Below are 24,229 nucleotides of genomic sequence, written 5' to 3'. Positions count from 1 at the left end.
TATTTCATCTAAAGGGCCTATTTCCCATGCCATACAACAAGGAAGAGTTGAAGCGCGAGGCGCGGGAGCGCTTCGGAGTCACCGAGTTTCGCCCCGGGCAGGCAGAAATACTGAACGCGGTCATGTCAGGAAGGGATACCCTCGGCCTTCTTCCGACAGGTGCCGGCAAGTCGCTCTGCTACCAGCTCCCCAGCCTTTTCCTCCCGAAGCCGACCCTCGTCGTCTCCCCCCTCATCTCACTTATGCAGGATCAGCAGGAAAAGCTCGAGGAGGCGGATGTGGAAGTCGCGCGCCTCGACTCCACCCTCACCGCATCGGAGACGCGCGAAACAGTCGAAGAGATCTCCCAGGGGGAGCAGACCATCATCTACGTGACTCCGGAGAGGCTGGAAAACCCTAAATACCTGGAGGTCCTGGCAAGCCACGGCGTTTCCCTCTTCGTGGTCGACGAGGCTCATTGCATCTCGCAGTGGGGGCACGATTTCCGCCCTTCCTACCTGGCGCTCCGGGACGCACTCCGGCAACTGGGACGCCCTCCGATTCTCGCTGTCACCGCGACGGCCACACCCGATGTGGCAAACGATATCGTCACTCACCTGGGGATGGACAATCCTCTGATTGTGAGTACCGGCGTCGACCGCGCCAATCTCTTCTGGGAGGTGCGGCGCACCGTGAATTCCACCGAGAAGGCGCAGCAGCTCTCCGAGATCCTGCGCTCCGAGACGGGATCGGGGATCATCTACGTCGCCACCGTGAAGCTCGCGGACGAGCTGTACGAGACGCTGAAGACGAACGGCTTCAACGTCGCCAGGTACCACGGAAAGATGCCGACCAAAGAGAGGGAGGAGACGCAGCGCGCCTTCATGGACGGGGAGTACCAGGTCATCGTGGCGACCAATGCCTTCGGGCTCGGGGTGGACAAGGAGGACATCCGTTTCGTCATCCATTACAACTTCACCAACTCGCTGGAGAGCTATTACCAGGAAGCGGGGCGTGCAGGAAGAGACGGGAACCGGGCGCGGGCGATCCTCCTCTACCGGCTGGAGGACCGCAGGATCCAGGCGTATTTCCTGGGGGGGAAATATCCGAAAAGGGAGGAGTCGCTGAAATTCTACCGGCTGGTGGGCGCCGACCCTGCCCCCCTCAAGACCCTCGCTGCGGCGGCAGGGACAGGAGAGCGGCGGGCTCGCGTCCTGGTGGCGCAGCTGGAGAGCGCCGGGATCGTCTCCCGCTCGAGGCGCGGCATCCACAAACTCCGCGATTTCGCCTCAACCGACGATTTCGACAGCTATCTCGCCGCCTACGAAGAGCGTCACATGAGCGACAGAAAGAAGTTGCGCACCATGATGGACTACGCCGAAGGGACCATGTGCCGCACCATCTTCATAAGCCGCTACTTCAACGAAGAGCTCACCAGCGATTGCTGCGAGCACTGCGACAACTGCAGGGACCGGGCCGCCCGGAGGCTGCCGCAGGTGCGCCGAGCCGAGGTCGGGGCAAAGAGCGTGCGGGAGCCGGAAAGGAGCCAGTGGCATGAGGGGGACGAGGTCGCGCACCGCCAGTTCGGGAAGGGAAAGGTGGAAAAGGTGGAAGGAGAGAATCTCACTGTTGCGTTTTGGGACGGGGGCACACGCAGGGTGCGCTCTTCCTACGTAAAGCCGGCACCCTCCCCTGTCACACCTCGATGAAAAATTCGGCGCCCTCGCCGGTGTTTCGTGCGGTGAGGGTGCCGTGCATGTTCTTTTCGATGATCGTCTTCGACATGTAGAGACCGACGCCGGTCCCCTTGTCCGGCCCCTTCGTGGTGAAGTAGGGGTCGAATATCTTGTGCAGTATCGTCTCGGGGATTCCCCCAGCATTATCCCTGATCGATAGGACTGACTTGCCACGCTCCTGGTATATCCCGATGGTGACTTTGGGGTCCGCGATCTGCCGCTCCATGAAGGCGTCCCGGGCATTCAGCAAAATGTTCAGAAGTACCTGGGAGTACTCGTTCGGAAAGCCGAAAATCACCGGGTCTGCTGTAGCAGAAACCTCGACGTTGATCCCGTACTTCTTGAAGCTCCCTTCGATGATGCCGAGGACCTTCTCCAGCGCCTGCGCCACGTTGAAGTAGTTCTTCTCCTTGTCCGGACTGAAGAAGGTGCGGAAATCGTCGATAGTCTGCGACATGTGGTAGACGATCTGCATGATGGAGTCGATGGAGCTGTCCAGGTATTCCTTGCTGAATTCCCCCGACTCGTGGGCGAGGGAGAGCTCCTGGATCATGAGACCGAGGGAGTTGAGAGGCTGCCTCCACTGGTGGGCGATATTTCCGAGCATCTCGCCGAGGGCGGCCTGGCGGCTTTGCTGCACCAGGAGCCGCTCCTTCTCACGCAACTCCTCCACCGCGCGCAGACGCTCCAGCGTCTCGTCGCGCAGCGCCTCCTCCGCCTCGCGCCGCCTCGCCTCGCGCAGGAGATTCCCGAGGGCAAAGGAGAGGTCCCGCCCCATCTGGCGCAGCAGCGTGACCTGCTGCACGTCGAAAAAGTTGAACTCGGAGGAATACAGGGTAAGCGCTCCCACGACCCGCTCTTCCTCCTTCAGCGCAATAGACGCGGAGGCCCTGATGCCGTGCGCCTTGGCGGCCTCCTGCCACGGCGCGGTGCGGGGGTCATTCTCGAAGTCGTTGCTGACGTAGTAGGTTCCGTTGCGTATCGCGATCGCCATCGGACCGTCGCCGGTCGCTTCGCTGCCGACCCCTACGTGGATCTCGTCCAGGTATTCGGTCGCGCCGCACGCAGCGACCCTGCGCACGGTGCGGTGCTCGTCGTCGACGAGCCCCACCCAGGCAAGGGGGAAGCCGCCGTGTTGAACCGCTATGCGGCAGAAGTCCTCGAAGAGGGAGTGCCAGCCGGAGGCGCGGATGATGGCCTGGTCGATCTCGCTCAACACCTCATAGAGCCGGTTCAGCCGCCGCAGATTCTCTTCCGCAGCAAGCCGCTCCCGGATCTCCCCCTGCAACGTCGTAACAGCGGCTGCGAGCTCTTCCGTCCGCTCCTGCACCCGCTGCTCCAGCTCGTCATGAGCCCGGCGCAGCGTCTCCTCCAGGCGCTTGCGCTCGCGGATCTCCCGCCACGCCACGATCCCCCCGGTGATGGCGCCGCTGCTGTCGCGGATCGGCGCTGCGTCGGCAAGGAGCGGCATCGATTCCCCCCGCGGGGTAACCTGCACGAGCTCGAAGTCGCGAACCGTCTCCCCACCCAGCACCGCCCGCCGCATCGGCAGCTGCTCCAGGGGGAGGGGGGTCGCCCCGTCCGGGAGAAGGGCCTGGAGGCGCCGCACATACTCCTCCACCAGCATCCCCCTTTCTAGTCCGATGAGCTCCCTCCCGTAACGACTGACTCGCTGGACCTGCATCCCTGGAGCATCGGCAATGGTGATGCCGAGCGGAATGTACTCCATGAGGGCGTCGAGGATCTGCTTCCCTTCTTCCGCCTCGGATTTCGCACGCCTGAGCTCCTCTTCCACCTCTTTTCTCTCGGTGATGTCGTAGTTCACCCCGATGAGGCGCACCGGTTTCCCCGACGGGTCACGAAAGACCTGGAAGCGCGCAAAGAGCCAGTGGACGCTTCCGTCCGGCCACAGCACATGCCACTCCCCCTCCACCGGCTCGGTGGTGCTGAAGGCCTGCTGCAGGAGGCATTTGGCGTCCTCCCTCCCCTCCGGGTGCAGGCGCGCCTCCCACTCGGTAAGGGTCCGCGGCTCCCCGGTGTGCTCAACGCCGTACATCGCCTCCATCTCCGGAGACCAGCGGGTGAGCCCGCTTTGCACGTCGTAGTCGAAGGTGCCGATGCGCGCCGCCTGGTACGCCAGGCGCAGTCGCTCCTCGCTGTCGCGCAACGCCTGCTCCGTCCGGTGCCGCTCGACCGCTATCGCCACCTGCCCCGCCACGGCCTTCATGACGGCGAGCTCCTCATCCCTGAACCGGCTCCTCGTGCGCGTACCGAAGGAGAGGGTCCCCAGCACCCGCCCCCGTACCGTAAGCGGATGGCAGGCAAATGCCTCAATGCCGTGGGAGCGGGCGAGCTCGTGGCGCGGGTCCCCGACGCCGGAGGCGTCATCCGCGACGACGGAGCACACCCCCTCTTCCGCGCAATTGCAGATGGACGAGCCGTACGGGAGGTAGGCAACGCGTTGCGCCTCCTCCTCGGTGATGCCGCCGTAGGCGCTCAAATAGAGGCGCTCGCTCTTGCGGTCAGCGAAGTAGCTGAAAAAGAGATGGCAGTCGAGAAAATCCATGACCCGGTGGCCGATGGAGGTGAGCGCCTCCGGAAGTGACACCCCCGCCAGGAGCTCGCCGGCACTTTCCGCAAGAAGGTTCAGTCGCACGTTGCTGCGCTGCAGCGCCTCTTCCGCCTCCTTTTTCTCGGTGATGTTCCGCACGATCTTGGAGGCTCCGATGATGCGTCCCCCGCCATCTCTCAGGGCGGAGATGGTCACCGAGGCGAAGAAATGTGTGCCGTCCTTCGTGACGCGGACAGTTTCGAAGGGCGGGACGCGGTCCCCTGCCGTTACGATGCGCAGGATATTCTGTTCCTCGCTCTGCAACTCGGTGGGGATGAGGGTGGAAACGGGCCTGCCGATGATCTCCTCCGGGCGATAACCGAACATCCGCTCAGCCCCGGCATTCCAGGTGCGGATGACACCGTGGAGGTCCTTGGCGATGATGGCATCCTCCGACGACTCCACGATCGCCGCGAGCCGCGCCTGCGCCTCCTCGTCCTTCCTCCGCTCGGTGATATCGATGATGGATATGACGGCGAGAAGCGGCCTCCCCTCCCCGTCCCGGGCGAGCCTGCCGCGATAGCTGAAGGTACGCTCCCACTTCCTGTCCAGCCGCCGCAGGCGCAACTCGAGGCCGCGCAGCACCTCTCCGTCGAGGATCCGGCACAGCGGCCATTTCTCGTTCGGGACGACCTGGTCGCCGTCCAGAAACTCGAATATCTTCTTGAACTCGGGCATGGTGCGCACGTATTCCTCTTCGTCCCGGAACTCGTGCATCGCGACAGCAGCGGGATTCCAGTGGAACGGCTTCCCCTGCAGGTCGCTTATCACCACCCCCTCGGTCAGGTTGTCGAGGATCGCCTGCATCTGCGCGAGGTTCTCCTCCGCCTTTCGGCTGGTGGCACGCAGCGCCTCTTCCGCCTCCTTCAGATCGGTGATGTCCTCCGCAAAGATAACGATGCCGCCGACAGCGCCTGAAGCGTCCTCCCACGGCCGCAGTTCCCAGCGCACCCACTGCACGGCACCATCCGCCCGCTCGAACGGCTCCCCCTCGGAGCGGAGTACCTCGCCGGCAAAGCCGCGGGCGTGCGCCTCCTTCCACCTCTCAGGTAGCTCCGGGAAGAGGTCGTAATGGCAGATCCCCCGCACGTCGCGCCCCTGCAGGCCGTAGTCCGACAGCCAGCGATTGCTCGCGTAGAGGTAGCGCATCTTCCGGTCGAACATGGCAAGGGCTGCGGGAGCGTGGTCGATGAAAAGCCGCTGCCGCGCCTCGACCTCGCGCAGGGCGTCCTCGGTGCGCTTGCGGTCGGTGAGATCGATGACGGTGATGACGACACCCTCCACCTCCCCTTCGTTGCCGAGATACGGAAAGAAGCGCATGAGAAAGTGCCGGCCGTCCGGAAGGGTGACGTCCCGTTCGCGGGGGGTGCTTGTCTGCAGCACGATCTCGGCATCGTGGGCCAGAGCGCCCCATGCGAGATCGCCGGTAAAGAGAGGGAGTTCTTCCCCTATGGAAGCCGGGGTCAGGTTGAAGATGGAGCCGAAGGCGGGGGTGTACCGTTTGATGCGCAGTGAGCGGTCGAGAAATACGGTGGCGATCTGCGAGCTGGAGAGGACATTCTCCATGTCGCTGGTCAGCCGGTCCAGAGCCTGCACCTTGTCCTGCAGTTCCTCGTTCAGGAGCCTCAGCTCTTCCTGGAGGCAGACGACACCGTCAGCGTCGGCATCGGAGTGCGCCTGACGGCAGCTCTGGCGGTTCTCCTTAAGGATTCCTGCGCTGGCCGGTGCTTTTTTCCGTATCATCGTAGCCTCGAGAGGTGCATCTCTCACTTTGACGATGATAACAGCATTTCGGGGGATTCAAAAGAGGCGGGAAGATTCGGTGGGGCCGCGCCACGTGCGGAATTGCGCGGGGAGAGACGACTGCGGGACCCCTCCCGGATGACCGGGAGGGATATCGTCGGAATCTACAGAGCGGGGAGGGTGTACCCCTCACCGGCGTACTGGATATTTGCCGCATCGTCGCAGCGGGGAGGCGAGACGGCGTGGACCCCGCCGCAGGCCGGGCAAAGAGCGACGAAGGTGGTCATTACAAAGGGGGCGGCGCATCCCTGGCAGCTCGTGGAGAGCCCGCCGCCGGGAACGGCGCGCTCCCTCAGAGAACCGCCGTGCGCGCGTGCCACGAAATCGACCAGCTCCCTACCCTCAGCGTACGGCCCGGCCCCTGCGCCGTGCCCACATCCGCAACTTCCCATGCGAGACTCCTTTTCTTCATGTGGTGGTGAAACTGACCGCAGGATAACCGATGGGGAGCAGTAATTAATTGATGCAGGTCATGAAATAGAAAGTAATGCCGAGAGTGCATCGCCGCTTCATTCATCCGGCGTGCCTGTGAGGTAGCGGTTCCCCGCAGGCCACAGCTCCATCACCTGGCGCATTATCGCCAGCTCCCCGATGTGGTAGGCATTGTGATCGGCGGCGACGAGTATCTCCCTGAGGATGGTGTACTCCGGCGCATGGGGGATCGGGGCCAAGAGATCGGAGCGCCGCGCCATCTCCCGCAGGGCGTCCAGATCGGAATGAAAGCGACGGCAGCTCTCCTGCCACCCTTCCTCGTCCGTGATCTCGTCGGGATGCGGACGGTACCCCTCGGGGTAGCGCGGCGAGACATGCTTCGGGTTCCTGATGAACTCCACGATGTCCCACTGCGCGATGCGAATATGCTCGATGAAGTGCCAGAAGGAATACGGCGTGTTGGGCGGCTTCGCGTTGATGAACTCGAGGGGAAAATCGGCGAGCACCTCATCAAAAGACATGTGGGCGTTGCCGCCCTCCAGAAGCGCCAGGAGTTCCTGCCGCAACGCGGTGTCGACCTTCATGGCGTTACCTCCTTGTTCATGTAGGCCGGGATAAGCCGAAGGCATTCCCGGCATTTCCATTGGGCGCCCGGACAAATAGGTTCCAGCTCTTTCGCTAAAAGTACGCGGCTGGCGCCGCGGCACAGGCTAGGAAGCCTATGCTCCAGCGCCGCGCCACCGTCTCGTGTGGTTGGTTCATGTAGGCCGGGATAAGCCGAAGGCGTTCCCGGCAGTCCACGCGCAGCCGGTAGTGAGGGTAGACGCAGCTACCCCGTACCGATGGAAATTCCCAAAACTGTACTCCCCGCCGCTCCAAAATCAAATCCCGTCTGCAGCGTCCGACGGTCGTTTGACCATCCCCCCTGCCATAATTATAATTTTCTAAGGACTTAACAATCGCCCCTCACCCGGCAGAAGGAGCAGACGTGAATTTTCCTTCAGAGATGCAGATCGCGCCGCTGCGGCGGAAGTTCCGGAAGGCCGCCCTCGGCAGCGGCGTGACCATACTCCGCGGCCTCTCCCATTCCGACCCCGTCCTCGATTTTGCCCGCGCCGCTGCTGCAGGTCTCAAGGCACCCCCCTACCGCCTCGAGTCGCGCTTTCTGTACGACGCGCAGGGGAGCGCCCTCTTCGACCTCATCACGCAGCAGCCGGAGTACTACCTCACCCGCACCGAATCGGCACTCCTGGCAGCGCACTCGGGCGGAATCAGGACGCGCACCGGTCCCGTCCCCCTCGCCGAACTCGGTTCCGGCAGCTCGGTGAAGACCCACCACCTGCTCCAGGCGTGGCTCGATTCCGCCAGTGCCAGTGGGCGCGGGACCCCGGTGCGCTACATCCCCATCGATGTCTCCGAAAGTGCGCTAACCAGCGCCTGCCAAAGCATCTTCGCCAGCCACCCCGCAGTCCGCGTCATCGGAGTGAACAGCGAGTACCACCGGGCCTTCCCCCTCTTTCACGAACTCTCTCCGCTCCTCGTCCTCTTTCTCGGCAGCAGCATCGGCAACTTCCCCGAAGAGGAAACAGCCCCCTTTCTCGCCACCCTGGCAGACGCACTCTCGCCGGGGGACTTCTTTCTTCTCGGAGTCGACCTCGTGAAGGACCGCGCCACCCTCGAGGCCGCCTACAACGACGCCGCCGGGGTCACCGCGCGATTCACCCGCAACATCTTTGCCCGCATGAACCGTGAGCTCGGGAGCGACATCGACGTCTCCGCCATCGAGCATATCGCCTCTTATAACGAGCTCGCGGAGCAGGTCGAGATCTACGCACGCTTCACCCGTCGCCAGCGCCTGCACATCGCCCCCATGCGAACCGAGATCACCATCGAGGCGGGGGAAAGGATCCGCACCGAGATCAGCAGGAAGTACCGCCTGGAGACGCTTCTCCCCTACCTGGAAAGGTCCGGCTTCAGCACCGTGGAGGTCTACAGCGACGAGCGCAAATGGTTCGCGCTCCTCCTCCTGCGGCGCAACGCGCAGCGATAATCCACCCCGGAGGTAGCCATGGCTGAGGATACCTGTGACATCCGCCACGGCTTGTGCGGCATCTGCCCCGCAGGCTGCTTCGTGACCGCATCGCTCGAAAACGGCAAGCTCGTGCAGGTGGAGCCCCGGGAGGAGCATCCGCTCGGTATGCTCTGCCACATCGGGCGCCACTCCCCCCAGGTCGTCCACGACCCCGACCGCCTCCTCTATCCGCTGAAACGCACCGGCGCGAAGGGAAGCTACGACTTCGAGAGGATCTCCTGGGACGAGGCGTTCGACACCATCGTGCGCCGCTTCAGGGAGATAAAGGAAAAATCGGGGCCCGAGGCGCTCGCCATCTACACCGGGCGCGGCTCCTTCGACATGGCCCTTTGCGATCTCTTCCAGCCCGCCGATGCCGTCGTCTCCTCCGCCTGCTCGGTGCTGTTCCCCTTCGGCTCGCCGAACACCCTCGGGGTCGGGGCGCTTTGCTACGTCTCCTACGCCATCATCGCGCCGCACACCACCATGGGGGAGACCCTCCTCACCCTGGAGACCGACCTGGAGCAGGCCGAGCTCATCGTATTGTGGGGGACCAATCCTGCGACGGACTCCCCGCCTCTGGTGCACCGCCAGGTCCTGAAGGCGCGGGAGCGCGGGGCGCACGTCGTCGCCATCGACCCCCGGCGCACAGAGACAGCGCGCGAGGCGGGTGCTGAGTGGATCCCGGTGCGACCCGGCACCGACGGCGCCCTCGCCCTCTCCCTCATCGGCGTCCTCATCGACGAGGAGCTCTATGACGAAAAGTTCGCGCGGGAGTGGACGGTCGGCTTCGACGAGCTCGCCCAGCTGGTCCAGCACTACCGTCCCGACATCGCCGAGGGGATAACCGGCGTCCCCGCCGAAACGATCCGTCAGCTGGCGCGCCGCCTCGCCTCCGTGCGCGGCGCCTGCCCCGTCATGTACACCGGCCTGGAATACTCCGACAGCGGTGTCCAGGCGATCAGGGCGGTATTTACCCTATGGGCGCTGGCGGGGCAGCTCGACGTCCCCGGCGGCCTCCTCTTTCGCATGAAGGAGAACATCTTCCCGCAGAACCGCTCCAGGCTCGTGCCGAACCCCGATCTCAAGAAGGCGCTCGGGCGTGACCGCTACCCTGTGTACAGCGCCTACCGCGGCGAGTCCCACGCAGTCGTCCTCCCGGAGTCGGTCCTGGAAGGAAAACCGTACCCGATCCGCGCCCTCACCATTCTCGGGGGGTCCATCATCACCGCCTGGCCAAATCCGGGGATCTGGCGCCGCACCTTCGAGGCGCTGGAGTTCATGGTCTCCATAAACCGCTACCATACCGCGGACTCGGCCTACGCCGACATCGTCCTTCCCGCCACCACCTACTACGAAAACACCTCCTACATGCGCTACGGCCCTCTTTTCAAGATCAGGGAACGACTGGTGGAGCCGCAGGGGGAGTCGCGCAATGACTTCCTGATCCTGGCCGAACTCGCAAGACGCCTAGGCTACGGCGAGCTCTACCCCCAAAGCGAAGAGGAGCTCCTGCGCTTCGCCCTCCAGGGGACCGGCTTCACCCTGGAGGAAGTGCGCGCCGCAGGTGGGGAGGCGCGCCTGCCGACCGTCATGATGCAGTACAAGAAGTGGGAAAAAGGGGGGCTGCGCGAGGACGGGAAGCCCGGCTTCAACACCCCGACCGGGAAATTCGAGATCGCCTCCTCCGTCCTTGCCGAACACGGTTACGCCTCGCTCCCCGTGTACACGGAACCTGCGGAGGGGCCGCTCGCCAACCCTGATCTGGCGCGGGAATTCCCCCTCGTCTTCAATTCCGGCTCCCGCACGGTTCATGACTTCCGCAGCCAGCACCACGGAGTGCGCGGCCTGGTGGACCAGCACCAGGAACCGCCGGTGACGGTGAATGCGACGGACGCACGGGAACTGGGGATCGCTGAGGGGGACAGGGTATGGGTAGAGACGCCTCGGGGGCGCGCCCCTTTCACCGCGCGGGTCACGGACGACATCGTGCGCGGCTCCGTCGATGCGGCCATGGGGGGCGGCGGCCCGCTCGGCCCCGGAAGGTGGCAGGAGTGCAACGTTAACGAGGTCACCAACCTCGCCCACTGCGACACCATCTCCGGTTTTCCCGTGTACAAGGCGCTCCTGTGCCGCCTTGTGAAAGATGCGGACGCAGCGAGCGCGAGCTCCGCAGGTGGCGGTCTCGCAGAGGGGGGCGTCTCGTGCAGCGTGCCTGTCGGGCTCTACCAGGAGAAAGGGGGCGCGGCGCCGTCACGCAAGGTCTATCTCGACAACAATGCGACGACGCAGGTCGCCCCGGAAGTGCGGGAGGCGATGATGCCGTATCTCGCGGAGGACTGCGGCAACCCCTCCAGCATCCACACCCTCGGCACCCGTGCCCGCAATGCCGTCGAGGGGGCGCGCCGCATCGTGGCCCAGGCGCTGAACTGCACCGCGCGCCGCATCGTCTTTACCGGAGGGGGTTCCGAGGCGAACTCCCTGGCTCTGCGCGGCGTCGCAGGCGCGTACGGAGACTCGAGGCGGCACCTCGTGGTGAGCAGCATCGAGCACCCCGCGGTGCTGGAGCCTGCCCGGGCTCTCGCTGCGTCAGGTTTCGAGCTCACCGTCCTCCCGGTGAACCGGAAGGGAGTCGTGGAGCCGAGGCACCTCGCGGAGGTCTTGCGCCCGGACACGCTCCTCGTATCGATCATGCTCGCCAACAACGAAACCGGTGCGGTCCAGCCGGTGGCTGAACTCGCCCGTCTCGCCCACGCAAAGGGAGCGCTCTTTCACTGCGACGCCGTGCAGGCCTTTGGGAAGATAGCGGTGGACGTCGCCGATCTGGGAGTCGATCTTCTGACGGTCTCCGCGCACAAGCTGCACGGTCCGAAAGGAGTGGGCGCCCTCTATGTGGCAAAGGACCTCGCGCTGGACGCACTTATCAAGGGGGGCGGGCAGGAGCGCGGGCTGCGTGCGGGGACGGAGAACGTGCCGGGGATTGTGGGATTCGGGAGAGCGGTGGAGCTTGCCGTGCAGCGACTTTTTGGCAACGAGCACGAAAGGGTCGCGCAGTTGAGGGACCGCCTCGAGAAGGAGCTGATGGAGCTTGTGCCGCGAGCGCGGCGCAACGGACCCGCGGTGGAGCGGCTGCCGAACACCCTCAGCATGACGCTCGGGGACATTCGGGGAGAATCGCTGGTGCTTTTGCTCGACCGGCGCGGGGTAGCATTCTCATCCGGCTCGGCCTGCAAGTCGGGGAATCCCGATCCCTCACACGTGCTCCTCGCCATGGGGCTCACCCCGGAGGAGGCGCACTGCTCCGTCCGCTTCTCTCTCGGAGCGGGGACGACAGAAGAGGAGATCGACTACGTGGTCGAGTCGTTGAGGGAAGTGCTGAGGGAAACGCGCAGCGCAGTGCGCTTCGTCCCCTGCCGATAGCGGATCTTGCAGAGGAGCGGCAGGCAGCGGGAGAAGAAGAGGAGGCGCCATGCGGAGAGGCGGCTGTGCACGATAAGGAGGAAGACGGCGCCGGAGCCCGCAGTATTGCCGGCGCTGATGAAGGTGAAGAGGGGATCGCGGACAAAGTACCAGGCGTAGAGGGCGGTGATGAAAGACCCGACCGTCCAGCCGCCGAAGGTGACGACAGAGAGGGAACCCGCCTGCTCCTTGTCTTTCCAGGCGCGGATGATCTGCGGCAGGTAGAGGAGAACAGCGAGAAACCCGTTGGCGGCGTACAGAGATTTGAGGGTAAAGAGGAATTGCTGCGACACGATGACATCCGGAAAAGGGATTCCCCGGGCGCTCCCGAGGTACCCCCACAGTACCCGATCCGGCAGAGGAAGTCAGTGCAGCAGGTCACACTGTCGCCACTGTGGGTGGACCGCCGGGAACGCCTCACGAATATCACGCCAGGGTGCAACAAGCGGCATTGTTGCCCTGAAAAGGCCCCCGGCATCAACCGGGGCCTTTTCACTCCGCGAACATGTCGGACAACACTGCCAGCACATCCTGCTGAGTTTGTGGTTTCACCTTTCCAAGCTTTTGCACGAGCCGGATCTTGTCCACCGTTCTCAGTTGATCAAGCACTACGTGCCCGTCCTTTCCTTTGAACGAGCAAGGTACCCGCGTTGGGTAATCCCTTCCCTTAGTGGTCATCGGCGCAACAATTACAGTTGCAAGAAAACGGTTCATCTCGTCCGGAGAGATTATGAGACACGGTCGGGCCTTCCGAATCTCACTTCCGACAGTCGGATCAAGATTCACCAGATAGACCTCGAAGCGCTTTGTCACCATTCCCATTCATCCTTATCCCACTCCGTCTCTTCCCCAGCGCCCGGGTCCAGCAGCCGGTCGTCACCCTGCTCTGCCATGAGTTTAAACTTTTCAAGCCAGCCCTGTCGTGGTCGGGATACCGGCCGAATCACTATCTTGTCGTCTTCGACTTCGAGTTCAACCTCACTTCCGAGTCTCGTTTGCTCAAGAAGGAGCTTTGGGATCCTTATCCCCTGAGAATTCCCGATACGGATGATACTTGCCCTCATGCCCTACCTCCGGACGCTCCATAGCGTAAGCACATTGTAATTACTTCGCCCAAAGCCGTCAACTCATATTCCGCTCCTCCCCTATCCTCAACCCCTTCGGCACCACCACGCGCTCCGCGAGCTCGAAGAGCGCCTGCACCAGGAGGGCGAGGAGAGCGGCGGGGACAGCACCCTCCAGGATCAGCGCGGTGTCGTCCAGGCGAATCCCGGTGAGGATCGGCTGACCGTACCCTCCTGCTCCGATAAGGGCACCAAGCGTCGCGGTCCCCACGTTGATGACGGCGGAGGTCTTCACTCCCGCGAGGATCTCGCGAGACGCCAGAGGAAGATCGATGAGCCAAAGCCGCGCCCGTAACGGCAGCCCCAGAGCCTCCGCCGACTCCCGGCACTCCGGCGCGATCCCGCGCAAACCCTCACAGGTGTTGCGCACAATGGGGAGGAGACTGTACAGAAAGAGCGCCACGACGACCGGGAGGCTCCCGATCCCGAGCAGAGGGATCATGAAAACGAGAAGGGCAAGCGATGGGATCGTCTGGATGACCCCCGCCGCGCCGAGAATGGGCTGCCTTACCCGCGGCTTGATGGCGGCAACTATCCCGAGGGGAATGGCTACCACCACGGCCGCGCACAGCGAAAGGGCCACCAGGTACAGGTGCTCCGCGGTGTGCCTCCGGATGCGCGCGCCCCTCCCCTCCTCCGCCACCCCGCCCTCCAGCGCCAGGTGCTGCGCCAGGAAGTCGGCAGCGACCTTCGCCTCGGGGACCTTCCCGATCTTTACTCGCTCATTCATGGCGATCATCGAGGACTGTGAGATCCGCCCGGCGAGCTTCGCCAACGCGGCGCGCACCGCCCCTCGCTTCTCCAGATCCGCCCGGTACAGGAGGACCGCGGTGTAGCGCGGGAAGTAGTGCAGGTCGTCCTCCAGGACCCGCAGGTGGTAGTAGCCGATCTCCGCATCGGTGGAATAGAGGTCGGTTGCGGCAATGGCGCCGCTGTGCAGACCGCGGTAGGCGAGGTCGTGATCCATCCCGAAGACCCGCTTCTGGGGGAGCCGGTAGCGCGCGCGAAGTCCGGGCCAGCCGTCGCCGCGATCCATGAATTCGTTACTGAAGCCAAGCGCCAGGTCTGGGTGATGCTGCAGGTCGGAGAGCTTGGCGATCCCGAGCCTTCTGCAGAGGGCGTCCTTCATCCCGATGGCATAACTGTCCTCGAAGCCGAGAGACTCCGTCATCCTGATCCCGTGGCGCGCGAGCGCATCCCTCATCTCGGCGATGCTGCCTACCCCTTTTCCCGCCAGGATCTCTTCGCTGATCGTGCCGGTGTACTCCGGATAAATGTCGATCTCCCCCTTCAGCAAGGCGCCCCACAAAACCCGCGTCCCCCCGAGCTGCCGCCTGTGCAGCGCGCTCACCCCCTCGTGTGACAGGAGTTGCGTCGTCACCTCTCCGAGTACCACGGATTCGGTGAAGACCTTCGATCCGACGCGCACAGGCGGAGAGGCCGCCAGAGCATGAACGGGAAGGAGAAGGAGCAGGAAAAGGAGGATCTCTTGTCGCCGCACCGTCGTCACAGGCTCCCCCCCACTTCTTGGGCGAGTGTCCGTTGCGCATTGATGAAGCGGGTAACGAACGGATCCGCAGGGGAGCGGAAGAGATCTTCCGGCGACCCCTGCTGAATGATGCGCCCTTCATGCAGCAGGACTACATGGTCGCCGAAGAACATCGCCTCCCCCATATCATGGGTAACGAGGACCACCGTCTTTTCCAGCGCTCTAAAGATGCGTTGCAGGTCCCACTGAAGCTCGGCGCGGATCATCGGGTCGAGTGCGCCGAGAGGCTCGTCGAGGAGAAGGAGGTCGGGATCCAGCATCAGGGCCCGCATCAGGCTCACCCGTTGGCGCTGTCCGCCCGATAGCTGGGACGGGTATCGATCGAGCCCCTCCAGCGGGAATCGGGTAAGGTGCGCGAGCTCCGCGATGCGCTTCTCGATCTTTTCCTCCTCCCAGCCGAGAAAGTGCGCCATCAGCGCCACGTTCCCCCGCGCTGTGAGGTGCGGGAAGAGGCCGCCCTCCTGGATCACGTAGCCGATCTTTCTTCGCACCGTCTCGAGCTCTTCGGGGCGCAGCTCTTTGCCGCGGAAAAAAACCTGCCCCTGCTCCGGCCAATCGAGCCCGATCATCAGTCGCAGCACGGTCGATTTCCCGGAGCCGCTCGGGCCGATGAGGACGGTGGTAGCGCCGGGAGTGATGGAGAGGCTGAAGGAGTGGAGGGCGTGAACAGCAGCAAAGGACTTGGAGACGTTGCGTAACTCGATCATGGCGGCCTCCGATATATATGCGCACTGTGCATTGAAACAGAGATAGAGCCGGGTTCAATGACCCTTGCATAAATTCTCCCAGGAAGAGGAGGGAACAAGAGGAAACAGCATACGCCTGGATATTTTGCAAAAATGCAAGAGTAGTTCTCAGTACCGCGGCACATTGTGCTTGACCAAGAAAGGGCGACAGACTATTCTTCGCTGAACTATCGCCTGGAGAATGCAGATGAACGTGACGATCATCAGTAGCAAAGACAAGCAGGAATATGCCGTCATCCGTTATGACGAATGGATAAAACTAAGATCATTGCTTGAGGAGCTTGAGGAAAGATTTGATTCTCAAATACTGTCGGCAGAGATAACAACCTATCATGACGAGACCTTCGGCGAGGACGACTTGGAGACAGCTCTGACGGATGAGCAACCGTCGCAAATACTTGCTGATTTCGGCAGACCACCTGTAAAAACTACAACTTCATCGCCGGTGGCGAGGGAAAAGAGGCAACGGGAGAAAGATTTGTCGCTGCTGAACCCCCTTGCAAAAGCGCTGAAGTGCGAAGTCGAGGACCTTATCCTCTTCAGGTAACCCTGCTCCCTCTTCACCCGCTACGCCGTCACGTCCCGGCAGTGACATCGACGTCAGAGTGGTGCACCGCGGCGCCGTGGCTGCTGCAGCGACGGCGCCTCTTCCCTTCACCTCAAGCCACTTCACGACCCCGAGGTTCCCGCCTCGCCGTCCGCAGCCCCGCTCCGCAAAATTAAAAAAAGTACATTCACGCCAACCAGCTTCTCTCATAGTTGCTATACTGTGTGAGCTTTCTTCGAGGGATCCGTGAATTTCATGGCATTCGGCCCTCCAAGCCGAACAGCCTCTGAGTTATCTAGTCGCCGCGTCTCTTCTCCACTGTGCCACTCACAGTCCCCTCATTTCATCAGGCTTCTGAATCTGACTAACCTCCACTGTTCAAAAGATTAGATCTGTGCACAGACTGAAACTTACCTAAGCTCCCGTTTTATCACTGAGAAGCTTGCAGGTCTGTGAGTCAGGCGCGCCGACGAAACAGAGACATTTTGAAAGAAAGAATCAGCTGACTCAGAAACAGCAGATGATTCTCCTTAAAAATCGCGTCGGTACCACCTCCAGTGCAGCGAAATGTTACATGGCATCTTCATTGAAAATCTTCTGCTACCGCTAACGGCAAGGGGGAGACTGAAATGGCATGGACGATTTCTGGCAGCAACCGTAGAGGCAAGCGACAATGGAAGGCCCTCCTGGCAGCGGCAGCTCTGACGCTCGTGACGGGATGCGGCGGAGGTGGATCCTCGACTCCTGCCGCAATCACCATGTCTCCGACAGGTTCCACCGCGGCGGACCAGCCGTTCCGAGAGCTGGTCGTCGGCGTCGGAACTCATATCGGGGGACAGGACATCGACAAAAACATCGCAGCACTGACAAGGCTCGGGGTCTCCTCAGTGCGGGACGACTTCTTTTGGAGCGGCTTGGAAAAGGTACCGGGCGAGTTGCAGATCCCCGACAAACTGCAAAGGTACAACGCAATGCTCGAACAGTCCGGGATCTCGCAACTGGTAATCCTCGACTACGGCAACAGGTTTTATGACGATGGCGGCAAACCTGTCACAGACGAGGGGATCAGAGCGTTTGCCAGGTACGCTGGATATGTCGCCTCGCAGGTTGCCACCACCAGCAATATCGAGATATGGAACGAGTGGGACAACGGCAAGGAGCCGAAATCAGCCGAGTCTTACCTCAAGCTCGTAAAGGCGGTTTCGCCGGCGATCAAGGCTGCCAGGAAAGATGCCGTCATCCTGGGAGGCAGTGTCACCACGGCTGGAATAAGGAACGGGTGGGCTGTCGAACTGGTACGGGGGGGTATCCTCGACTACGTGGACGGCGTCTCCATTCACCCGTACGTGCACTGCGATCGGGACAGCAGACCGGAGGCGTGGATACGGCTCATCGATGAAACTGCGGGAGAGTTGCAGAGAGCGAACGCAGAAAAGGAAGTGCCGCTGTACATAACGGAGATGTCCTGGCCTAGCCACTCGGGCGCGTGCGGCAACAGCGCGGAGACGGTAGCGAAATACTCGGCCCGTGCCCTTCTCCTTGTGCGTACCATCCCTTCAGTCCGGGGGATCTGGTGGTATGACCTGACCAATGACGGAATGGACCCCCAGGAAAGGGAACAGAACTTCGGCCTGCTCCAGAACGACTACACCCCGAAACCCGCCTTTCCGGCATTTGCCGATGCAGTTTCAGCCATAAAAGGAGCGAAAAGGGTGACGCGCCTCCTCTCCCCTTCCGGGGTGGTATGTGTTGAGATAGAGGATCAGGGGGGGGAAAAGGTGTTTGCCCTGTGGGCAGACAACGGAAGGGCGGCAGAAATAGCAGCGTCCATCGAGTCGAAGGAGGGAGCAGCGTTAGCAACCCTGGTGGTGGGAACGGGGGCGCGGCAACCGCTCCCGGCACCGGCAGGGCGCGCAGTGATAACCATTGACGACACGCCCCGGCTGCTGTTCGGCGTCCAGAAGCTCGCGCTGGCCGAGGTAATCTGGAAGTGACAGGGATCGACCAGCCACCGCGGTTTATTACCGCGGTGGCTCCCGCCACAGATTGTCTCTCCTGCAAAAAAGCACCTGCCTCATGTCATCATCACTCGCCTGAAGGTGCAGCCTCTGCTGCGTATCCCCCACGTGTGCCCAGGTACGGTTCGGCAAGAACGAGGCTGGAATAGAGCCGAAGGAGCTCGGTGTTCAGGCGGTCAGCAAGGTATCGCGACTCGAAGAGGAGTCGAGCCCTTTCCCCTAACCCCCCGAGATCGGCTTCCGCACCCATACACTCCCGCATCCTTTCGGCCAAAGCCGCCACGGAGCCCGGTTCGAACAGAAAACCGGTCGATCCGTCGGCCACGAGCTCGCTAAGCCCACCGACACGCGCTGCTATTACGGGCCTGCCGGCACGCATCGCTTCCAGGGCGATAAGCCCGAACCCCTCCCAGCGGGAAGGAACGACGACGACATCAGCGCTGGCGATATAGTGCTGCACGACCGGGCGCGGGACCCAGTCCACGACCTGCACATTGGCCGGCAATGAAAAGGAAACCTCGTTTACAACAGGACTCCCCACCAGGTAGGCAAAAGCCCCGTCTCCCGTGCGCTCCATCGCCTCGACAAATAGATCGACCCCTTTCTGCCTGTCGAATCGCCCCACAAAGAGAAAGCGGCGCTTCCCCTCAGGCCACTTCACCTCGCTCGTCTCATCCTTGCGCTGCGATATGCCATTGCGTATCAGCACCAGGCGATCCGCTGGGATGCCGGCAGATAAAGCCGACTCATAGTCGTGTGCCGAGATGCACACGATACTGTCGGTCCAGCGGGAGAGGAGAAGCTCCATCCTGTTGACCAGGAAGTTTTTCCACCGGGCGCAATCACGGTCGAAAGCCCAGCCGTGAGCGCAGTACACGACCTTCACGCGCTTGCGCAAAAGCCGCAGGCACAGTCTTCCGGCGACTCCGGCAAAGGTGCTATGGAGGTGGACGACATCGACGTCGCGCTCTTTCATCACGCGATAGATCGCACAGATGAGTCTAAAGACGTTGCCGCCGCGCCAACGCGATTCGACGAAGGTGTCGATATTGTCGTTGAGACAGGAAGGTAACTCTTCAAGCTGTGCAGCAGGTGCCAAGACGTGCAGCCGCCCGGCTCCGATCCGGGAAAGCTGCTCCGGTAATATCTCCTCCAAGTATGAGGCGATTCCGCCCCGCAGGGTTTCTGCGACGTGCAGAACTGTGATCTGATTCAAAAGCCCCCCAACCATTGCATAGTGCAAGAAGCAGCGCCACAGGCGCTGCCAAATCAAAGAGAAAAAATGTTGCGCTGGAGCGCCGTTGTGAAGGAACGCACTCCGGGGGAGGTACACGCTATGAAAGTCGCGCTACTGAGGACGCAAGGCGGGCCGCACTTTCGTCCCACCTGAAGTGGTCAGCCTTCTCCTTCCCCTTGAGGGTCATCTCCTCTCGGAGCGCTTCGGACTCAAGGACGCGGGACATCTGCCGGGTGAATTCCGCAGCAGAGTGCGGCGAAGCATAGAGCGCGGCATCACCGCATACCTCGGGAAGACTTGCAGCGGAGGAGGCCAGCACCGGACAGCCACAGCGCATCGCCTCCAGGGGCGGTATGCCAAACCCTTCGTACAGCGAAGGGAAGAGAAAGCAGGTCGCGGCACTGTACAAGGCCTTCAGCTCGGAGTCAGTGACATACCCGAGAAAGCGGACGTGATCGCTGGCATGACCGGACTGCGCAAAGACCTGGGAGTTTCCACCGCCAGCCACCACGAACGCCACCCCTTTCCCGGCAAATGCCTCTGCTACCTCCATGAATATCTTGAAGTTCTTGTTCGGGTGCAGGCTGCCGACCCCAAGGACGAAGGGGCGTCCGCACAGACGGAACTTTTCCAGGGCACCCGGATCGCTCACGATCCGGTCGATGTGGTCCGTGCCGTTCGGAACTACCTCGATCTTGCGAGGATCCGCGCCACAGTATCTCACCAGTTCCCCCTTGGAGAACTCCGAGACGGTCAGAACCAAACGCGCACGGCGGCACAGCCGTGGAAGCAGGTAGCGGTACCAGGCGAGAAAAGGTCCGGAAAACCCTGCCGCAGCGGCAAACACAGCCGCATCGTGCACTGCGGGCACCTGGTTTGAGTGGTACAGGGGCCCCGTATTGCACAAGCTCAGAAGAAGCTCCTTCCTTGAAAAGCGGGGAAGTTCAAGCTGCTCCCATAGATGCCCGTTCAGGATGCCTACCTGCCGCGTCTCAAGCGACGGGACCAAGGGGTGTGCATTGGCAGGAGTCAGGACATGAAAGGAGTCGGCTCCGTTGCGGCGCGAGAGGGCCGATACCAGCTCTGTGGCATACCGCTGCACGCCGGTCACACCTTGAGAAAGAAAACGGCCGTTAACAACGAGTGAAGACATGTGTGAACCTGTAGACCCCGGGAGGGCCGAAGAAGGAAAAGGAAAACGCCATCCGCAGGCTCGGCTAAAGCCCACCGGCACAGGGAGGACGGCTGCTGTTCCACATGGCGAGGGCTATCCCAAGGAGGAGTGCGAAGATCTGGGACGAAATGACGTCAGTCGTTAGAGACGCAGCCAGCAATGCCACCAGGACAGGAGCAAGTGACCTCTGTAAAGGGCCGGGAGAGGCATAGAGTCCGAGGGCAATCTGTGCGATGAAGAGATATATCGCAACAGCGGCAATGCCGAAACATCCGTACAGATAGAGCGCGAAGTTGTCGGCGAAAGCAAAGACTGCTTGGTTTCCCTCAGCGAAATACTTCGCCCCCGGCCCCACCGCACCGAACCCGACCCCGGTAACGGGGTTCCCGTAGTGGGATACCGCTGACAAGAAACCGGGCCAGGTGTTGACGAGCCTGTCCTCAAAGGAGGAGAGAACCAGCATGCTCGCTGCGTCATCGAGGTCAAGCGCATAGGTATGAAAGAGCACTGAAACGGGAAGTACTACCCCCACCCCCCCCAGCAGCAGGACCAGGATCTTGCGGAGCTGACAGAGCCACGCGGGCACCATGGAGACGAGCAAGCCGCAGACAAAGCCAAGGATGCTGGCCTTGTTGGTCGTCGCCAGCAAAGCAGGAAAGGCGAGGGACACGATGAGGCACCTGAGCGCCACCGACCTGCAGTAGCTGAACAAGAACAGCGCAGTGCAGACAAGATAGCAACCGGCGGAGGCGGAGAGCCGGGTAAACCCCGCGACGCGCTCGAGCCCCATGGTCGTCCACTCGCGGGAGCCCTCTATCTCGGCATTGTTGAGACTATAGACAAACCCCTTCCAGGGGAAGTCGATGGCGTAATCGATGAAAACTCCGGCAGCAGTGACAGCGAAGACGACGGCCACCAGACCGACGAAGTACTTCTCGTGCACGAGCAGGTAGTGCGGAGAGATCAGGCCGAACAAGAATGGCAGGAGCGCGAAAAAGGCGAAGGCGACAGCTTGCAACCCGGTTCCGTTGATGACTCCCAGCACAGAGGAGGCGCCGAGCCACAAGAGGACGACGCAGAGGAACCTGCTGCAACGTCCCGAGAGGAACTCGAAAAAGAGGACAAGAAGGCACATTACCTTCGGGAGGTAGACAAGCGACTCCAGCCCGAGAAGGGACGAGTAGTACCTGAAAGGGCCGGCGAGCATGTCCAGGGAAAGCAACAACGTCATCGCCGCCAGGGAGAGCGTGCCCTGATTTATGAAGGCGAAGAGCCTCCGGCTTTTCAAGGTGTACACCAGCGCTCCTCCTAACGCGGCCGCATCGCCTGGCGGTACGTCTCCAGCCATTGATCGTTCCACAGCTCCCTGTTCCTGAAAGCGGCAGCCTTGCCGATGATTTCCCCTCGTGACGCACGGAAAAAGTCGATGCTGTCCTCTAGCTGTCCCATTGCACCCACCAGTGATGCCGTCTCCTCGGGGTTGAAAAGAATCCCCGTCTCGCCGGGGGTTATCATCTCCGGTATCCCGCCTCTGTCGGAGCCGATCACAGGGACCCCGAAAAGCATCGACTCGAAGACGACGCCCGGGAAGGTATCTTCCCACATGGAAGGGGTTATGGTCGCATCTATAGCTGGAAAGAAGCTGGCAGGCTCGCAGTGGCCGAGATAGGAGATGCGCGCGTCGCTGTAACGGCTCTTCAGATGCCGCTCATACTCTTCCTTTCCCGCGCCGGCAACCAGCAGGCGCCAGCTGTCCCGCGCTTCGCGACAAAAGGTCTGCAGCAAGACATCTATCCCCTTGTTCGGGGCGAGTGACCCGATGAAACCGAAGACGATCTGGTCATCCGGCTTTCTCGGCTGAAGGGCCGCGGGATCGAAAGGGAACTGACGCGTGTTGTGGATATGGCGCTTGAAGGGGGTTCTCGCGAAGTACCCGTTCCGCAACAGCTTCTGGAGGATGAAGTCGCTGACCCCCACGACAGATGTCACCGCGCTGGACTTCTCCCTGTGGGGGAAGCGCATCATGGCGCACACAGTACACTGCGACTGACAACAGGAGTTGTCCGCAAACATGGTGGTTTTCGGACAGAGGAGGTACTGGTCGTGGAGGACCTGCACGATGGGAACCTTCTGTGCGACGAGCTCATCCCACACCGCGATGGACCAGCCGGAGATGTTGTGGCACGAAGCGACGTCCGGCCTTTCAGCTTGGACGACCCGCGAGACGTACTTTTTCACCAGCGGGTTGTAGATATCCAGGGCATGCCACAAGGTGCGCTGCCAGGCCGCGGGGTGGCGTTTGCCGTGCGGGAAATAGAGGTTGCGAATCCCCGCACGCCACACCGTGACGCCATCGACCATCTCCCGCCTGAGGCCGGGGTCGGGACCGAGGCACAGAACCGCCACCTCCACCCCTGCCCGCTGCAGGGCCCCGGCGTGTTCCTGCACTATAATCTCGGCGCCTCCACCGATATGAGGCGCATACATCGTGTTAAGCAACAGAATCTTCATGTCGTTGTGGAGAGGCGCAAGAGGCGCTACTCGAATACCCCCCGAGCCGATAGCTGGTCAAAGATGTTCCTGCAAAAGGGGACGGGAACCTCGCCGTTGTAGAGGCTGAAGCTCGGGGCGGCGCCGCGCCCTTCGCTACTGCTGTGGGCGACGGTATCGATAAAGGTGAAGAAGTCGCTCTTGCTGGAAATGTCAAAAGAGTTGAACTCGCTGAAGTCGAGGGAAAACGCGAGACCGCGCAGCGACTTTTCCGCGATGGAGCGGTCTATCCCTATTCTTTTCCCGGTGAGCATGTAGTCGAAAATCACCGACGACACGTCGGAGATGAGCGCCTCGGAATTCCCCAGCGCGCTGTAGAGCCCGCTCCCGAGAATCCGTTCGTCGTTCCACTTGATGACGACGATGTTTTCATAGCTCGGCCACTCGAGATCGTTGCGCACGTCGTAAGGGTGAAGTTTCAGCAAAAGCTTCATCCCGCGGCTGCCGAGATGCGAGTCGAGGACGGGAAAGTCGCTCAAGTTGAGGACGCCGAAGCTGTCGGTCGAGACGTCGAAATCCTTTCCCTTGTACCCCTTCCCCACTTCCGGAGATCCCCTGCTGATGGTGTAGGTCGGCATCCACATTATGTACGGCGAGAATCCGGCCGCCCTGTTCCCGGCAGGAGTCCCGCCGAGCATCCAGTCGTTGCGGGGCTGCCCGGTGCAGACGATCCTGTCGGAGGAGACTCCCAGTCCGCTCGAGAGAATCGGAACGAACAGACCGGCAGACGCTACCACAAGATCGCTGTCGGTCTGGAACGCGGAGCCCTCGTGGGTGTCCTGTCCGATCCGCTTCAGGGGGCTGCCGTGCCAAAGGGACATGTGAAACCCCTTCCCTATGCCGCACCGTGGCAGGGTGAACGACCCGTGGGAATCGACGCAAAGCCTTGCCGCGCAGCTCCAGAAGTGGGCGGCGACGGAACCGGCCTTCAGTAACCTCACCCTCCCGTCCACACGGATTCCTTCCGCCTCCAGCTGCCCCCTCGCGCCCTCCAGATCCTGAACCAGCCAGACGAAGGACCATTCGCTGCCGAGGGTCCTGTGGAGATAGAGGAAAAAAGCCAGGGGATTGTCGGAAAGCTGCGGGTCGGAGCGGAAAACGGCTGTCCTGTGCTCGCCGGCAAGGCATCGGGCAAGGAGGTTGAAGGAGAATCCGACGAGGTATCTGAGAATTTTCTTCAAGATGCGCATCTG

18 protein-coding genes are annotated in these 24,229 nt (G+C 62.0%); 5 read left to right on the top strand and 13 right to left on the bottom strand.

The genetic code is table 11. The features are described from left to right. Positions 1 to 26: 26 nt before the first annotated feature. Complete coding sequence (locus LPW11_RS18075) at positions 27 to 1,688, top strand: RecQ family ATP-dependent DNA helicase (protein WP_230995270.1); 1,662 nt, start codon at positions 27 to 29, stop codon at positions 1,686 to 1,688. Here the strand turns inward: LPW11_RS18075 and LPW11_RS18070 are convergent. From LPW11_RS18070 to LPW11_RS18060, 3 genes are all read right to left on the bottom strand, one after another. Beyond that, positions 1,675 to 6,069 carry a PAS domain S-box protein gene (locus LPW11_RS18070; protein WP_230995269.1) on the bottom strand — a complete coding sequence of 1,465 codons (4,395 nt, stop codon included), beginning with the start codon at positions 6,067 to 6,069 and terminating at the stop codon, positions 1,675 to 1,677. The two genes, LPW11_RS18075 and LPW11_RS18070, sit on opposite strands and share 14 nt — an antisense overlap. Before the next feature lie 164 nt (positions 6,070 to 6,233). Further along, positions 6,234 to 6,521 carry a hypothetical protein gene (locus tag LPW11_RS18065; RefSeq protein WP_230995268.1) on the bottom strand — a complete coding sequence of 96 codons (288 nt, stop codon included), beginning with the start codon at positions 6,519 to 6,521 and terminating at the stop codon, positions 6,234 to 6,236. A 117-nt stretch (positions 6,522 to 6,638) separates the two neighbouring features. Continuing rightward, on the bottom strand, positions 6,639 to 7,145 hold the full coding sequence (locus tag LPW11_RS18060; RefSeq protein ID WP_230995267.1) for a DinB family protein: 507 nt from the start codon (positions 7,143 to 7,145) through the stop codon (positions 6,639 to 6,641). A gap of 404 nt (positions 7,146 to 7,549) precedes the next feature. Here LPW11_RS18060 and egtD point away from each other — a divergent pair, with 404 nt between their 5' ends. Next, entirely contained in the window at positions 7,550 to 8,611 is a 1,062-nt protein-coding gene (gene egtD / locus LPW11_RS18055) for an L-histidine N(alpha)-methyltransferase (RefSeq protein WP_230995266.1), read from the top strand. A gap of 18 nt (positions 8,612 to 8,629) precedes the next feature. Then, positions 8,630 to 12,052, top strand: a complete 3,423-nt coding sequence (locus LPW11_RS18050) for an IscS subfamily cysteine desulfurase (protein ID WP_230995265.1) — start codon at positions 8,630 to 8,632, stop codon at positions 12,050 to 12,052. Here the strand turns inward: LPW11_RS18050 and LPW11_RS18045 are convergent. From LPW11_RS18045 to LPW11_RS18025, 5 genes are all read right to left on the bottom strand, one after another. Continuing rightward, positions 11,980 to 12,384 carry a PQ-loop domain-containing transporter gene (locus LPW11_RS18045; RefSeq protein WP_230995264.1) on the bottom strand — a complete coding sequence of 135 codons (405 nt, stop codon included), beginning with the start codon at positions 12,382 to 12,384 and terminating at the stop codon, positions 11,980 to 11,982. The genes LPW11_RS18050 and LPW11_RS18045 overlap by 73 nt on opposite strands. Before the next feature lie 199 nt (positions 12,385 to 12,583). Then, complete coding sequence (locus LPW11_RS18040; RefSeq protein ID WP_230995263.1) at positions 12,584 to 12,907, bottom strand: type II toxin-antitoxin system PemK/MazF family toxin; 324 nt, start codon at positions 12,905 to 12,907, stop codon at positions 12,584 to 12,586. After that, a complete protein-coding gene (locus tag LPW11_RS18035) occupies positions 12,901 to 13,155 on the bottom strand; it encodes an AbrB/MazE/SpoVT family DNA-binding domain-containing protein (RefSeq protein WP_230995262.1) in 255 nt (84 codons plus the stop codon). The genes LPW11_RS18040 and LPW11_RS18035 overlap by 7 nt, the downstream gene beginning before the upstream one ends. Positions 13,156 to 13,213: 58 nt before the next feature. Further along, positions 13,214 to 14,725: an ABC transporter permease/substrate-binding protein gene (locus tag LPW11_RS18030; protein ID WP_230995261.1), complete on the bottom strand. Its 1,512-nt coding sequence runs from the start codon at positions 14,723 to 14,725 to the stop codon at positions 13,214 to 13,216. Further along, the gene (locus tag LPW11_RS18025; protein WP_230995260.1) at positions 14,722 to 15,471 is read right to left on the bottom strand and encodes an ATP-binding cassette domain-containing protein; all 750 of its coding nucleotides are present in this window, start codon (positions 15,469 to 15,471) and stop codon (positions 14,722 to 14,724) included. Before LPW11_RS18025 ends, LPW11_RS18030 begins: the two co-directional genes overlap by 4 nt. 226 nt (positions 15,472 to 15,697) lie before the next feature. Between LPW11_RS18025 and LPW11_RS18020 the strand changes: the two genes are divergently transcribed. After that, positions 15,698 to 16,057, top strand: a complete 360-nt coding sequence (locus tag LPW11_RS18020; RefSeq protein ID WP_230995259.1) for a hypothetical protein — start codon at positions 15,698 to 15,700, stop codon at positions 16,055 to 16,057. 629 nt (positions 16,058 to 16,686) lie between these two features. Next, positions 16,687 to 18,051: a hypothetical protein gene (locus LPW11_RS18015; RefSeq protein ID WP_230995258.1), complete on the top strand. Its 1,365-nt coding sequence runs from the start codon at positions 16,687 to 16,689 to the stop codon at positions 18,049 to 18,051. Between the two features lie 91 nt (positions 18,052 to 18,142). On the opposite strand, the gene LPW11_RS18010 is transcribed toward LPW11_RS18015, so the two are convergent. From LPW11_RS18010 to LPW11_RS17990, 5 genes are all read right to left on the bottom strand, one after another. Beyond that, positions 18,143 to 19,291 carry a glycosyltransferase gene (locus tag LPW11_RS18010; protein WP_230995257.1) on the bottom strand — a complete coding sequence of 383 codons (1,149 nt, stop codon included), beginning with the start codon at positions 19,289 to 19,291 and terminating at the stop codon, positions 18,143 to 18,145. A gap of 118 nt (positions 19,292 to 19,409) precedes the next feature. Next, complete coding sequence (locus tag LPW11_RS18005; RefSeq protein ID WP_230995256.1) at positions 19,410 to 20,465, bottom strand: glycosyltransferase family 4 protein; 1,056 nt, start codon at positions 20,463 to 20,465, stop codon at positions 19,410 to 19,412. 64 nt (positions 20,466 to 20,529) lie between these two features. Then, positions 20,530 to 21,783, bottom strand: coding sequence for a hypothetical protein (locus LPW11_RS18000; protein WP_230995255.1), 1,254 nt, complete (start codon positions 21,781 to 21,783; stop codon positions 20,530 to 20,532). Positions 21,784 to 21,794: 11 nt separating this feature from the next. Beyond that, a complete protein-coding gene (locus tag LPW11_RS17995) occupies positions 21,795 to 22,985 on the bottom strand; it encodes a glycosyltransferase family 4 protein (protein WP_230995254.1) in 1,191 nt (396 codons plus the stop codon). 38 nt (positions 22,986 to 23,023) lie between these two features. Next, positions 23,024 to 24,226: a CDP-glycerol glycerophosphotransferase family protein gene (locus LPW11_RS17990; RefSeq protein WP_230995253.1), complete on the bottom strand. Its 1,203-nt coding sequence runs from the start codon at positions 24,224 to 24,226 to the stop codon at positions 23,024 to 23,026. Positions 24,227 to 24,229: the final 3 nt, after the last annotated feature.

The sequence above is a fragment of the Geomonas sp. RF6 genome (assembly GCF_021044625.1).
In the GTDB taxonomy this organism is placed as follows: domain Bacteria; phylum Desulfobacterota; class Desulfuromonadia; order Geobacterales; family Geobacteraceae; genus RF6.
This window is presented reverse-complemented; position numbering and strand designations above follow the sequence as displayed.

Bases quoted from the DNA above. Each gene is read 5' to 3' on its own strand.
- LPW11_RS18075 (WP_230995270.1), top strand. From the start codon at position 27: ATGCCATACAACAAGGAAGAGTTGAAGCGCGAGGCGCGGGAGCGCTTC.
- LPW11_RS18050 (WP_230995265.1), top strand. From the start codon at position 8,630: ATGGCTGAGGATACCTGTGACATCCGCCACGGCTTGTGCGGCATCTGC.
- LPW11_RS18060 (WP_230995267.1), bottom strand. From the start codon at position 7,145: ATGAAGGTCGACACCGCGTTGCGGCAGGAACTCCTGGCGCTTCTGGAG.
- LPW11_RS18005 (WP_230995256.1), bottom strand. From the start codon at position 20,465: ATGTCTTCACTCGTTGTTAACGGCCGTTTTCTTTCTCAAGGTGTGACC.
- LPW11_RS18020 (WP_230995259.1), top strand. From the start codon at position 15,698: ATGAACGTGACGATCATCAGTAGCAAAGACAAGCAGGAATATGCCGTC.
- LPW11_RS18025 (WP_230995260.1), bottom strand. From the start codon at position 15,471: ATGATCGAGTTACGCAACGTCTCCAAGTCCTTTGCTGCTGTTCACGCC.
- LPW11_RS18070 (WP_230995269.1), bottom strand. From the start codon at position 6,069: ATGATACGGAAAAAAGCACCGGCCAGCGCAGGAATCCTTAAGGAGAAC.
- LPW11_RS18040 (WP_230995263.1), bottom strand. From the start codon at position 12,907: ATGGTGACAAAGCGCTTCGAGGTCTATCTGGTGAATCTTGATCCGACT.
- LPW11_RS18015 (WP_230995258.1), top strand. From the start codon at position 16,687: ATGGCATGGACGATTTCTGGCAGCAACCGTAGAGGCAAGCGACAATGG.
- LPW11_RS18065 (WP_230995268.1), bottom strand. From the start codon at position 6,521: ATGGGAAGTTGCGGATGTGGGCACGGCGCAGGGGCCGGGCCGTACGCT.
- LPW11_RS18035 (WP_230995262.1), bottom strand. From the start codon at position 13,155: ATGAGGGCAAGTATCATCCGTATCGGGAATTCTCAGGGGATAAGGATC.
- LPW11_RS17990 (WP_230995253.1), bottom strand. From the start codon at position 24,226: ATGCGCATCTTGAAGAAAATTCTCAGATACCTCGTCGGATTCTCCTTC.